The 12,554-nt window shown below is 70.2% G+C and carries 10 protein-coding genes; 1 reads left to right on the top strand and 9 read right to left on the bottom strand.

Annotation, left to right across the window (positions count from 1 at the left end; translation table 11 throughout):
• Positions 1-62: 62 nt before the first annotated feature.
• On the bottom strand, positions 63-2,057 hold the full coding sequence (locus tag G6N19_RS15120) for a serine/threonine-protein kinase PknD (protein ID WP_193465232.1): 1,995 nt from the start codon (positions 2,055-2,057) through the stop codon (positions 63-65).
• 95 nt (positions 2,058-2,152) lie between these two features.
• Positions 2,153-3,271 (bottom strand): phosphate ABC transporter substrate-binding protein PstS, encoded by a 1,119-nt coding sequence (gene pstS, locus G6N19_RS15115; RefSeq protein WP_408632440.1) that lies wholly within the window; start codon positions 3,269-3,271, stop codon positions 2,153-2,155.
• Between the two features lie 156 nt (positions 3,272-3,427).
• Between pstS and G6N19_RS15110 the strand changes: the two genes are divergently transcribed.
• On the top strand, positions 3,428-4,621 hold the full coding sequence (locus tag G6N19_RS15110; RefSeq protein ID WP_193465230.1) for a CoA transferase: 1,194 nt from the start codon (positions 3,428-3,430) through the stop codon (positions 4,619-4,621).
• Positions 4,622-4,649: 28 nt separating this feature from the next.
• Here G6N19_RS15110 and G6N19_RS15105 read toward each other — a convergent pair whose 3' ends face one another.
• From G6N19_RS15105 to G6N19_RS15075, 7 genes are read right to left on the bottom strand one after another with little or no spacing between them, the layout of a single operon-like run.
• Positions 4,650-5,795: an acetate kinase gene (locus tag G6N19_RS15105; RefSeq protein ID WP_193465229.1), complete on the bottom strand. Its 1,146-nt coding sequence runs from the start codon at positions 5,793-5,795 to the stop codon at positions 4,650-4,652.
• Positions 5,792-7,894, bottom strand: coding sequence for a phosphate acetyltransferase (gene pta / locus G6N19_RS15100; protein WP_193465228.1), 2,103 nt, complete (start codon positions 7,892-7,894; stop codon positions 5,792-5,794). Before pta ends, G6N19_RS15105 begins: the two co-directional genes overlap by 4 nt.
• 11 nt (positions 7,895-7,905) lie before the next feature.
• Positions 7,906-9,033: an aminotransferase class V-fold PLP-dependent enzyme gene (locus G6N19_RS15095; RefSeq protein WP_013829958.1), complete on the bottom strand. Its 1,128-nt coding sequence runs from the start codon at positions 9,031-9,033 to the stop codon at positions 7,906-7,908.
• 9 nt (positions 9,034-9,042) lie between these two features.
• Entirely contained in the window at positions 9,043-9,624 is a 582-nt protein-coding gene (locus tag G6N19_RS15090; RefSeq protein WP_193465227.1) for a maleylpyruvate isomerase family mycothiol-dependent enzyme, read from the bottom strand.
• A 9-nt stretch (positions 9,625-9,633) separates the two neighbouring features.
• Positions 9,634-10,803, bottom strand: a complete 1,170-nt coding sequence (locus G6N19_RS15085) for an acyl-CoA dehydrogenase (RefSeq protein ID WP_013829960.1) — start codon at positions 10,801-10,803, stop codon at positions 9,634-9,636.
• A 14-nt stretch (positions 10,804-10,817) separates the two neighbouring features.
• Positions 10,818-11,333: a 5-(carboxyamino)imidazole ribonucleotide mutase gene (gene purE, locus G6N19_RS15080; protein ID WP_013829961.1), complete on the bottom strand. Its 516-nt coding sequence runs from the start codon at positions 11,331-11,333 to the stop codon at positions 10,818-10,820.
• Entirely contained in the window at positions 11,326-12,501 is a 1,176-nt protein-coding gene (locus tag G6N19_RS15075; protein WP_193466408.1) for a 5-(carboxyamino)imidazole ribonucleotide synthase, read from the bottom strand. The genes purE and G6N19_RS15075 overlap by 8 nt, the downstream gene beginning before the upstream one ends.
• Between the last annotated feature and the right edge of the window lie 53 nt (positions 12,502-12,554).

Raw genomic sequence — 12,554 nt, 5'->3', positions numbered from 1 at the left:
CATTTCGGGCCCGGGCCCGCCGCCGGGCCGCTCAGCCTGCAGGATCCGGGGTGAAACGGCTCTCAGCGGTCGGCGTCGACCTTGACCACCCGATCATTGCCGCGGTCGGCGACGTAGACGTTGCCGTGCTTGTCCACCGCGACGTCCAACGGGGCGTTGAGGCCGGTGAACGGCAACACCACCGGGATGGCGGCCCCGGCCGCCAGCTTCACGACCTTGTTGCGGTTGTGCTCGGTGACATAGACGTTGCCGCCGTCGTCGACCGCGATACCCCGCGGCGAGACGATCCCGACGAACGGCAACACCACCTGCTCGTTGGAGACCGCCACCAGCTTGAGCACCCGGTTGTTGCCGGTGTCGGTGACGTAGACGTTGCCGGCCGAGTCCACCGCCACCCCGTCGGGCTTGTTGAGACCGACGAAGGGCAGCGCGGTCTGGGTGTTCGTGCCGGATTCGAGCCGCAGCACCAGATCGCTGCCGCGGTCGGCGACGTAGACGTTGCCGTCGGAGTCCACCGCCACCCCGTCGGGATCGTCCAGGCCGGCGAACGGCAGCACCGTGTGGGAGTCGTCGGCGGCGGCCAGCTTGACGACCCGGCTGGCGTCGGAGAAGTAGACGTTGCCGATGTCGTCGACTACCAGGCCCCGCGGCTGGTACTGGTCACTGAACGGCAGCACCGTCGAGGAGTCCGAGCCGGCCGCCAGCTTCACCACCCGCCCGTGCATGCCCTCGCTGCTGACATAGACGTTGCCCTCGGCGTCCAGCGCCACCCCGCCGGGCGAGAGCCGATAGTCGAGGTCGGTGAACGGCAGCACGTCCTGCGGGGGCGCTGCCACCGGTGTCGCCGATGACGGCCGGCTCACCAGCTGGCCCACCGCGGCGGCGACGGCGACCGCGGCCAGCACCGCGCCGGCCACCAGCACCGGTTTGCGCGGCAGCCGCCGGCGACGAGACGCGGTCGGCATCGGCAGGGTCTCGGCGGCCAGGTCGGTCTGCAGCAGCGGGGACACCGGGAACGGTCCGCCCAACCGTGCGTCGGACTCCTCACCGGGCGCCGGCCAGCCCGGGCCGGCCGGCGCCGGCTGCGCCGCGGTATCGCCCCAGCCGCCGGTCGCGGTGTCGGGGCGGGCGTCGGGCCTGGTCTCGGGTTCCAGGCCGCCGGGCAGGTGCAGCGCCGGCTCGCCTCGCCGCAGGATCCTGCTCGCCTGATGGCGTTCGGGCTCGGTCAGCGCCTGGTAGGCGGCGGCGGCCAGCTCACCGGCGCTGCTGTAGCGGTCCTCGGGTTTGCGGGCCATCCCGCGGGCCAGCACGTCGTCGATGGCGGCCGGAACGCGTCCCGGGCGCAGCTTGCTGGGGCGCGGGGCGGCGGCCGTCCGGCGTTCCTGCAGCGCGGCGTCGACGGTGTCGGCGGTGAATGCGGGCACTCCGCTCAGGCACTCGGCCAGCACGGCGGCCAGTGCGTAGATATCGGCGAGGTGGGTGGCCTGCTCGCCGGTCAGCCGTTCGGGCGCCATATAGGCCACCGGGCCGGTCGCCGGGTCGGCGGGCTTCCCGGGGTCGGCGATCGCCGCAGCCACCCCGAAGTCCATCAGGTAGGCCAGGTCGTCGTCGGTGACCAGGATGTTGGCGGTTTTGACATCGCGGTGGACGACGTCGGCGTTGTGGGCGGCGTCCAGCGCCGCGGCGATCTGCCGCACGACGGCCACCGCCCGCGGTGGGCTCAACGCGCCGCCGTCGGCCAACACGGTGGCCAGGTCGGTGCCTTCGACCAGGTCGGTCTCCAGGTACAGCAGATCGTCGATCTCGCCGTAGGCCCGGATCGACACCACGTGCGGTTCGGTCAACTGACCGGCGGCTTCGGCCTCGTCTTCCAGCCGACTGCGGAACGCCTCGTCGCCGGAGAGCGATTCGGAGATCAGCCTCAGCGCCACCATTTCGTCGTTGCGGGTGTCCTCGGCCCGGTAGACCGCACCCACGACGCCGTGGCCCAGCAGGTCGCCGAGCTGGTAGGGGCCGAACCGTGACCCGGCCCGCGAACCGGGCTCGGTGTTGTTCACCGACGACACTCCTTTCGACCGCTGCGCACCACCGTGCCGCGAATCCGCAGCGAAAGACCGGCTACCAGCCTAACCGGCGGCGACTGGGCAACCGGTCAGGAGACGGCGTTCACCGCGGCCAGCACCTTGGCTGCGAAGGCTTCCGGCAGCGGGATCGACCCGTACTGGTCCAGGCCGTCCTGTCCGGGACCGACCGCGGCCTGCAGGAACGCCCTGACCGCCGTTGCGGTGGCGACGTCGGCGTATTTCGAGCAGACGATCTGATAGGTCGCCGACACGATCGGGTAGGCGCCCGGGGTGCTCGGCTTGTACAGCGATGACATGTCCAGCACGAGGTCGTTGCCGTGCCCGGAGCCGGCCGCGAATCTCGCGCCGGCGATCGTTTTGCCGACCGACTCGGCGGAGATGGACACCGGCCGGTCGCCGGCCGTGGCGATGATCTGTGCCATGGGCAACTGCTTGCCCGCCGCGAACGACCACTCGCTGTAGCTGATGGAGCCGTCGGTGTTCTGCAGCGCCGCCGACGTGCCGTTGTTGCCGGCGGCACCCTCGCCGACGCCGCCGTTGAACATCTCGCCGTCGGCGGCGTACCAGGCACCCTCGGAGGCGTTCTCGAGATACCTCTGGAAGTTGGCCGTGAGCCCGGACTTATCGCTGCGGTACACCACGTGGATGGGTGTCGACGGCAGCGCCACGCCCGCATTGAGCGCCTTGATGGCGGGGTTGTCCCAGGTGCCGATCGTGCCGTTGAAGATCTTCGCCACGGTCGGGCCGTCGAGGTTCAGCGCGCCGACTCCGCTGATGTGAAAGGTGACCGCGATCGGGCCGAACACCGTCGGCAGGTGCCATGCCGGTGAGCCGCACCGCTCCGCGGCCCGTTCCGGCTGCCCTTTGGCCGGATCCAGCGCCACGTCGGTGCCGGCGAAGTCGGTCTCGGCGGCAAGGAAGTCGTCGACCCCGGCACTCGAGCCGTTGGCGGTGTAGTTCAGCGTCTGCCCCGGGCAGGCCCGGCCGTAGGCGTAGCCGAACTGTGCGATCGCGTTCTGCTGGGCCGCCGAGCCGGCGGCGTGCAGGTCCTGCTTACCGCCGCAATCCACCGTCGACTCCGGCCCGGCCGGCGAGGCCGCCTCCTCAGGGGAGCCGCCGCACGCCGAAACGGCAAGTGCGCCAACAACGAGCAAAGTCGGCAACACAGACCATCGGCCGGATTTCACAGCACCGAACCTTACCCCGACTCCCATCGAGCGGATCGGGCATCGGCGTCCGCCCGGGATCCGGGGCACTGTGCCTATCGTGTTCATGGTGTTGCTCATCATCGCCGGACGGCGGCTCGCCGGGCCGTCCGGCCGGCATCGGAGAGGGCTGAGCAGATGACCGACGATTCGGGCCCGAAACCACTGGACGGATTCCGGGTGCTGGACTTCACCCAGAACGTGGCCGGGCCGCTGGCCGGCCAGGTACTGGCCGACCTGGGCGCCGAGGTCATCAAGGTGGAGGCGCCGGGCGGCGAGGCCAGCCGGCAGATCACCTCGGTGCTGCCGGGCCGTCCGCCGCTGGCCGTCTATTTTCTGCCCAACAACCGCGGCAAGAAGTCGGTGACCGCCGATCTGCGGGCCGACGGTCCCAAACAGCAGATCCTGTCCTTGGTCGACACCGCCGACGTCGTGCTGGAGGCGTTCCGGCCCGGTGTGATGGAACGGCTGGGCTTGGGGCCCGACCAGTTGCGTGCGCGAAACCCGAAGCTGGTCTACGCGCGGTTGTCGGCCTACGGCGGCAACGGCCCCAACGGCGACCGGCCGGGGGTCGACTTGATGGTGGCGGCCGAGGCCGGGATGACCTCGGGCATGCGCACCCCGGACGGCAAACCGCAGATCATCCCGTTCCAGCTGGTCGACAACGCCAGCGGGCACGTGCTGGCCCAGGCGGTGCTGGCCGCGTTGCTCAACCGCGAGCGACACGGGGTCGCCGACGTGGTGGAAGTGGCGATGTACGACGTGGCGGTGGCCCTGCAGGCCAATCAGCTCACCGTGCACCTGAACCGGCCGGCGGCCGCTGCCGCCGGACCTGCGGCCGGGCAGCCGGCCAAGCGCCGCAAGGGCGTCGGCTTCGCCACCCAGCCGTCGGACGCCTTCCGCACCGCCGACGGCCACGTCGTCATCAGCGCCTACACCCCCAAGCACTGGGACATCCTGTGCCGCACCATCGGCCGGCCCGACCTGATCGAGGATCCGCGGTTCGCCGATCAGCGCTCCCGGTCGATCAACTACGCCGAGCTCACCGACGAGCTGGAGACCACGCTGGCCTCGGCGACCTCGGCCGAATGGGTGGCTCGGTTGCAGCGCAACGGCCTGATGGCGTGTCTGGCCAACACCTGGAAGCAGGTCGTCGACACCGCGCTGTTCGCCGAGAATCGGCTGGCGCTGCGAATCGGCGACGGCGATGACGCGGTCACCGTGGTGCGCACCCCGGCCCGCTATGGCTCGTTCGAGGCGGTGGCCACCGGCGCTCCGCCGGCACCGGGCCAGCACAACGCGGATCTCTTGGGCCAGGAACCGTCGGGCTGAGCCACCAGCAGGAAAGCGCCCGGGACGGTCACACGAACTGCCAGGCCGCCCGGGCGATCGCGAGCTCCTCGTTGGTGGGCACCACCAGCACGGTGCTGCGCGAGTGCTCGGCAGAGATGATCCGCGCGCCGTTGCCGCCGCGATTGCGCTGCGGGTCGACGACGATACCCAGGCCGTCCAGGCCGGCCAGCGCGTCCTCGCGCACCGCGGCAACGTTCTCCCCCACTCCCGCGGTAAAGGCGATCGCGTCGACGCGGCCCAGCACCGCCAGGTAGGCGCCGACGTACTTGCGCAGCCGGTGGATGTAGACGTCATAGGCCAGTGTCGCGGCCGACGACCCGTGTGAAACCTGTTGTAGCAGTTCGCGGAAATCGTTGACCCCGGATAGCCCCTTGAGCCCGGAGCGCCGGTTGAGCAACTCATCGAGCTTGTCGACGCCCAGACCGGCGGTGCGGTTGAGATGAAACAGCACGCCGGGATCGATGTCGCCGCAGCGGGTTCCCATCACCAGCCCCTCGAGCGGCGTCAGACCCATCGAGGTCTCGACGGCCACCCCGCCGCGGACCGCCGACGCCGACGCGCCGTTGCCCAGGTGCAACACGATGGTGTTCACCTCCGCGGGCTCGCGGCCCAGCAACAGCGCGGCCTCGCGGGAGACGTACTCGTGCGAGGTGCCGTGGAACCCGTACCGGCGGATGCCGTACTGGCTTGCCACCTCACGGTCTATCGCATAGGCGGCGGCGGCCGCCGGCAGGGAGTGGAAGAAGCCGGTGTCGAACACCGCCACGTGCGGCACATCCGGGAAGTCGGCTCTGGCGACCTCGATGCCGATCACATTGGCCGGATTGTGCAGCGGCGCCAGTTCGGCGAGCCGCGATACCTCGGCCACCACCGCGTCGGTGATCAGGGTCGGTGCGTGAAACCTGGTGCCGCCGTGGACCACCCGGTGGCCTACCGCTCGAACCTCACCGAGGTCCACGCCGGAATCGGCCAACCGTTGATGGATCAGCCGCAGTCCGGCGGCGTGGTCGGCGACCGCCGAGTCCGGTTCGCCGATCTGCTCCACCAGCCCCGACACCACCGCGGTGCCGGCCACGGGGTCGACCAGCTGGAACTTGATCGACGACGAGCCGGAGTTGAGCACCAGCACCACCCCGGCCGACACCGCGCTCACCGGGCCACCTCCTGCGCCTGGATCGCGGTGATCGCCACCGTGTAGACGATGTCGTCGACCAGCGCACCACGCGACAGGTCGTTGACGGGTTTCGCCAGGCCTTGCAGCACCGGCCCGATCGCCACCGCGCCGGCGCTGCGCTGCACCGCCTTGTAGGTGTTGTTGCCGGTGTTGAGATCGGGGAAGACCAGCACGGTGGCCCGTCCGGCCACCGCCGAATCCGGTAGTTTGGCCGCCGCCACCCCCGCATCGACCGCGGCGTCGTACTGGATCGGTCCGTCGGCGAGCAGATCGGGGCGCCGCTCGTGTACCAGTTGCGTTGCGGCACGTACCTTGTCGACACCTGCACCGGCCCCGGATTCACCGGTGGAATACGACAGCAGCGCCACCCGGGGTTCGATACCGAATGCCGCGGCGGTGGCCGCCGACGAGATGGCGATGTCGGCGAGTTGCTCGACGGTCGGGTCGGGCACCACCGCACAGTCGCCGTAGGCCAGCACCCGGTCCGACAGGCACATCAGGAACACACTGGACACCGTCGACACTCCCGGCGCGGTCCGGATGATCTCGAACGCCGGCCGGATGGTGTGGGCGGTGGTGTGCGCGGCACCGGACACCATGCCGTCGGCGATACCGAGTTGCACCATCATGGTGCCGAAATAGGAGATGTCGCGCATGATCTCGCGGGCGCGGTCCTCGATCATGCCCTTGTGGGCGCGCAGCCGGGCGTATTCCGCACCGAACGAACCCAGCAGCCCGCTGCTGCCCGGGTCGACCACCTGCGCCGTATCCAGGTCGACGCCGAGCTCGGCGCCGCGCCGGCGCACCACATCCTCCACCCCGAGCAGCGTGAGGTCCACGATGCCGCGGGACAGCAACCGGCCGGCGGCCAGCAGGATCCGGTCATCGGTGGCCTCCGGCAGCACGATGTGGCGACGGTCGGCCCGGGCCCGCTCCAGCAGCCGGTAGGTGAACATCTGCGGGGTCACCACCGTCGACGCCGGCACCCGGATCCGTTCGGTCAGTTCGGCGCCGTCGACGTGGTCGGCCATCACCTGCAGCGCGGTGTCGATCTTGCGCAGCGAATCGACGGTGATCCGGGACCCGGTGTGCGACACCTGCTCGGCGGTGTCATAGGTGCGGTGGCCGGTGGCGATCAACGGCAGCGTGGGGCGCAGCCCCTTGACCAGCTTGTCGATGGCCGGGTGCGGCAGCAGCCCGCCGTTGAGAATGATCCCGGCCAGCGACGGAAAGCCCTGTGCGTCATGGGCGTTCACCAATGCCAGCAGCACGTCGGAACGATCGGCCGGCACGATCACCACCTGACCCTCGGTGAGCCGCTCCAGGATGTTCTCGGCGGTCATGCCGCCGACCATGACGCTCAGCGCCTCCCGGCGCAGCAGCTCCGGGTCACCGCTGTAGACGGTGCCGTCGAGCGCCGCGCAGAGCTCGGCCATCGTCGGCGCGGACAGCAGCGCCACCTCCGGAACGGCGAACGCCGGGAGGTCGACGGCGGCCGGCTGACCCGAGATCGCCTCGGTGATCTCCGTCAACCGGTCGGGGTCGCAGCGGTTGGCGATCACCGCCGCCGGGTGCGCATGTACGGCCGCCGCCTCGGCCAGGCAGCGCGCGGTGATCTCAGCGATGTCTTGCGCCTCGCGGTGGTGACCGTTGATGGCCAGCACCAGCGGCGCGCCGAGGTTCACCGCGACGCGGGCGTTGAAGGTCAACTCGCTCGGGTTCACCACGTCGCTGTAGTCGCTGCCGACCACCAACACGGTGTCGCATTGGCGCGCGACCTCGTGGAACCGGGTGACGATCTCGCCCAGCGCGGCTTCCCGGTCGGCGTAGACCTGCTGGTAGGTCACGCCGCGACAGCTGCCGTGGTCGTCGATCCTGGCGGTGGCGTGCGCCAGCAGCAGCTCGAGTTGCTCATCGGGCCCGTCGAGCGAGCGAACGATCGGGCGGAACACCCCGACCCGCGCCGACGAGGCGGCCAACAGGTGCAGCAGCCCCAGCGCGATGACGGCCTTGCCGGTGCCGCCCTCGGCGGCGGCCAGGTAGATGCTCGATGCGCGGGCCGGATCGGCTTCGGTCATGGCGGCCGGGCTCAGCTGATCCGGTCGATCGCGGAGCGCAGTCGCGCGACGGTCCCCTCGATGTCGGCCAGCTTGTCCAGACCGAACAACCCCACCCGGAAGGTGCTGAACGTCGCCGGTTCGCCGCATTGCAGCGGTACCCCGGCGGCCGTCTGCAGCCCTTGCCCCAGAAACTTTCTCCCGGAGCGGATCTCGGGGTCGGTGGTGTAGCTGACCACCACCCCGGGTGCTTCGAAGCCCGGCGCGGCAACGCTGGGGAAGCCGCGTTCGGCCAGCAGCGCACGCACCTTGCGCCCCAGGGTGCACTGCTGGTCGGCGACCTCGCCGAAACCGCGGTCGCGGGTCTCGGCCATGGCGTCGCGCAGCCGGCCGATGACCCCGGTCGGCATGGTCGCGTGATACGCGTGGCCACCGTTCTCGTAGGCCGCCATGATCTCCCGCCACTTCTTGAGGTCCAGCGCGAAGCTGGTGCTCCGGGTGCGCGCCATGGCCGCCAGCGCCCGGCCGGACAGGCCGACCATGGCGCAGCCCGGTTCGGCACTCCAGCCCTTCTGCGGCGCGGTGACCAACACGTCGACGCCGAGCGCTGTCATGTCGACCCAGACCGCGCCGGAGGCGATGCAGTCCAGTACGAACAGGCCGCCCACCGCCGTCGTCGCCGCTCCGACGCGCGCCAGGTAGTCGTCGGGCAGCAGGATTCCGCTGGCGGTCTCGACGTGCGGGACGAACACCACCGCCGGCCGGGTGCGCGCGATGGCCGCTTCGACCTCGTCGATGGGAGCGGGCGCCCAGGGTGCCTGTTCGCCGTCGCCCGCCGGGCGCGCGGTGAGCACCGTGACGGCGTCGGTGATGCCGGTGGTCTCCAGGATCTGACTCCACCGGTAGCTGAAGAACCCGTTGCGCACCACGAGCACGTCGGCACCGTTGGCGAACTGCCGCGCGACCGCCTCCATGCCGCAGGTTCCGTTGCCGGGCACCAGGATTGCCGCATCGGCGCGGTACACCTCACGCAGCATGGCCGAGACGTCGGTCATGACGTCACGGAAACGCACCGACATGTGGTTGAGCGCCCGGTCGGTGTAGACGACCGAATACTCCAGCAATCCGTCCGGGTCGACGTCGGGCAGAAGTCCTGGCATGAAGCTCTCCTAGGCGGGGCGAACGGAGCCGATCTCGACATCGGATATGTCTCTACCGCCCAGCCACAGCCCCAGCGCCTCGGCGGTGCCACGGACCACGATGCCACGGCCGCGAGGCCGGCCGATCCCGTTGGTGGGCTCCACCCGATACCGCAGCAACGTCGGCTGCAGCTTCTGCAGCGTCAGGCTCATGCCCTCGGCGAGGATCGCGGCCTCTTCGGCCGGCGGGATGTCCCGGGAACGCCCCAGCCCGCGCAGCACGTCCTGGTGATGCATGGCCACGTCGCCCAGCAGCAGCCCGGCCATCGCCCGGTCGGGCACCTGCGCCCAGCGCCGGCCCGCGGCGATGATCTCGTCGCGGTCGCGAAGCCGCCCGGCCGCCACGATCTCGGCGTTGATCTTGTGCAACCGCCACGGTGCCCGCAGGTACCGGCCGATCTCGGTAGTGCCGATCAGGTGCGCCAGCACATCGCGCGGCGACCAGCCGGTGCACAAGGTGGTGCCGTGGTCGAATTCCGCGTCGGTGAGTCCGTCGACCGTGTCGATGAACGCCTGGCGCGCCGCGCGGGCGGTCTCGATCCGGGATGTCATCGAGCCAATTTAACGCAGCAGGTGCCGGCTCATCACGACACGCTGAATCTGGTTGGTGCCCTCGTAGATCTGGGTGATCTTGGCGTCACGCATCATCCGCTCAACGGGGAAGTCGGTGGTGTAGCCGGCCCCGCCGAACAACTGCACGGCGTCGGTGGTGACCTCCATGGCCACATCGGAGGCGAAGCACTTCGATGCCGCGGAGATGAAGCCCAGCTCGGTCTCGCCGCGCTCGGCGCGCGCCGCGGCGGAGTAAACCATCAGCCGGGCCGCCTCGATCTTCATCGCCATGTCGGCGAGCATGAATTGCACGCCCTGGAAAGTGCTGATGTTCTTGCCGAACTGTTTGCGATCCTTGGTGTAGTCGATCGCCGCGTCCAGGGCGCCCTGCGCGATGCCGACGGCCTGGGCGCCGATGGTCGGGCGGGTGTGGTCCAGGGTCCGCAGCGCGGTCTTGAACCCGGTGCCGGGCTCGCCGATGATCCGGTCGCCGGGGATGCGACAGTTCTCGAAGTACAACTCGGTGGTGGGCGAGCCCTTGATGCCGAGCTTGTGTTCCTTGGGTCCGACGGTGAAGCCCTCGTCGTCGACGTGGACCATGAACGCCGAGATGCCGTTGGCGTCCAGGTCGGGGTCGGTCACCGCCATCACGGTGTACCAGCTGGACTTGCCGCCGTTGGTGATCCAGCACTTGGCCCCGTTGAGAATCCAGTCGTCGCCGTCGGCCTTGGCGCGGGTGCGCATCGCCGCGGCGTCACTACCGGCCTCCCGCTCGCTCAAAGCGTAGGAGGCCATCACCTCACCGGCGGCCAGGCCCGGCAGCACCTGCTGCTTGAGCTCGTCGGAGCCAGACAGGATCAACCCCATGGTGCCCAGCTTGTTAACGGCGGGAATCAGCGATGCAGACGCGTCGACGCGCGCCACCTCTTCGATCACGATGCAGGCCGCCACCGAGTCCGCGCCCTGCCCGCCGTACTCCTCGGGCACGTGCACGGCGTTGAACCCCGAAGCGTTCAGGGCCGCCAGGGCCTCTTCGGGGAAGCGGGCCTGCTCGTCGACCTCCTTGGCGTGCGGAGCGATCTCCTTCTCGGCCAAGGCGCGGATCGCGGCCCGCAGCTCGTCGTGCTCTTCGGGGAGTTGGAACAGGTCGAACGATGGATTTCCGGCCCACCCAGCCATTACAGCCTCCTAAGCTACTCGCCGGTAACTTTACCTTGAAGTGCGGCGTCCTTCGCAAGCACGGTGTCCGCCAGCTGCTGCTGGAAAGCCGCCATCCGGGCCCGGAGCGCCGGGTCGGCGGAGGCCAGGATTCGCACTGCCAGCAAACCTGCGTTGCGTGCGCCGCCGATGGAAACGGTGGCCACCGGCACCCCGGCCGGCATCTGCACGATCGACAGCAACGAATCCAGCCCGTCGAGCCGGGCCAGCGGAACCGGAACGCCGATCACCGGCAGCGGTGTGGCCGAAGCCACCATCCCGGGCAGGTGCGCGGCCCCGCCCGCCCCGGCGACGATCACCTCGATGCCGCGGCCGGCGGCGTCGCGGGCGTAGTCGAACATCCGTTGCGGGGTGCGGTGTGCCGAGACCACCCCGACCTCGAACGGGATGTCGAACTCGGCCAGCGCCATGGCCGCCTCTTCCATCACCGACCAGTCGCTGTCGCTACCCATGATCACGCCGACCCGGGGACCGGGCTTCTGCTCACTCATGCGGGTCCCATCCGTTGCGCCATTCCCCGTGCGACAACCAGTGTGCCGCGTTTTCAGCCCGCTCACGCAGCTCCGCCGAACCCGCCGCATCGTCACCGAGCAGGTTGATGTGCCCTATCTTGCGGCCGGGCCGCTCGTCCTTGCCGTAGAGGTGCACGCGCGCGTCGGGATAGCGGGCGAACAGGTGGTGAAGTCGCTCGTCGATCGTCATCGCCGGCGGCTCGGGTGCGCCGAGCACGTTGGCCATCACGGTCACCGGCACCACCGGGTCGGTCGCGCCGAGCGGATAGTCCAGTACGGCGCGCAGATGCTGTTCGAACTGGCTGGTGGCCGCGCCGTCCATGGTCCAGTGCCCGGAGTTGTGCGGCCGCATCGCCAGCTCATTAACGAGCAACTCGCCGTCCACCGTCTCGAAGAGCTCGACGGCGAGCACCCCGACCACGCCCAGCTCATCGGCCAGCCGCAGCGCCAGTTGCTGTGCGGCGGCCGCCGACTCGTCGGACAACTCGGGGGCCGGCGCGATCACCGCCACACAGATCCCGTCTTGCTGCACCGTCTCCACCACCGGCCACGCCGCGCCCTGGCCGAACGGTGATCGGGCTACCAGCGCGGAGAGCTCCCGGCGCATCGCCACCCGCTCCTCGACCAGCACCGGCACCCCGGAGGCCAGATAGTCGGCGACGGCGGCCCGCGCCCCGGCCACATCGTCGACGATCGACACCCCTCGCCCGTCGTAACCACCCCGGGCCGCCTTCACCACCATCGCGCCACCCGTCTGCGCCCCGAACTCGTCGAGGGCCGGCATGCCCGCAGCGGTCTCGATCGCGGCGAACCGGGGCACCGGGGCCCCCAATGCCGCCAGCTTGCGACGCATCACCAGCTTGTCCTGGGCGTGGCGCAACGCGGCCGGCGGCGGGGCCACATTGACTCCCTCGGCCACCAGCTTGTCCAACAGCTCGCCGGGGACGTGCTCGTGATCGAAGGTCAATACGGTGGCCCCGGTCGCGACCCGACGCAGATCGTCGAGGTCGGTGTGCGACCCGATCACCACATCGGAGGTGACCTGAGCCGCCGGTTCGTCGGTCGCGGTGGCCAGCACCCGCAGTCGCTGACCGAGCGCGATCGCGGCCTGGTGGGTCATCCGGGCCAACTGACCGCCGCCGACCATGGCGACCTGGGGGTAGCGCCCGGTTGCGGGCGCCGGCGTTGCAGCCGGGGGCG

The sequence above is a fragment of the Mycobacterium novum genome (assembly GCF_010726505.1).
Taxonomy (GTDB): Bacteria; Actinomycetota; Actinomycetes; order Mycobacteriales; family Mycobacteriaceae; genus Mycobacterium; species Mycobacterium algericum.
Note: the sequence above shows the minus strand (reverse complement) of the source record. Positions and strands in the feature narration are given on the sequence as shown.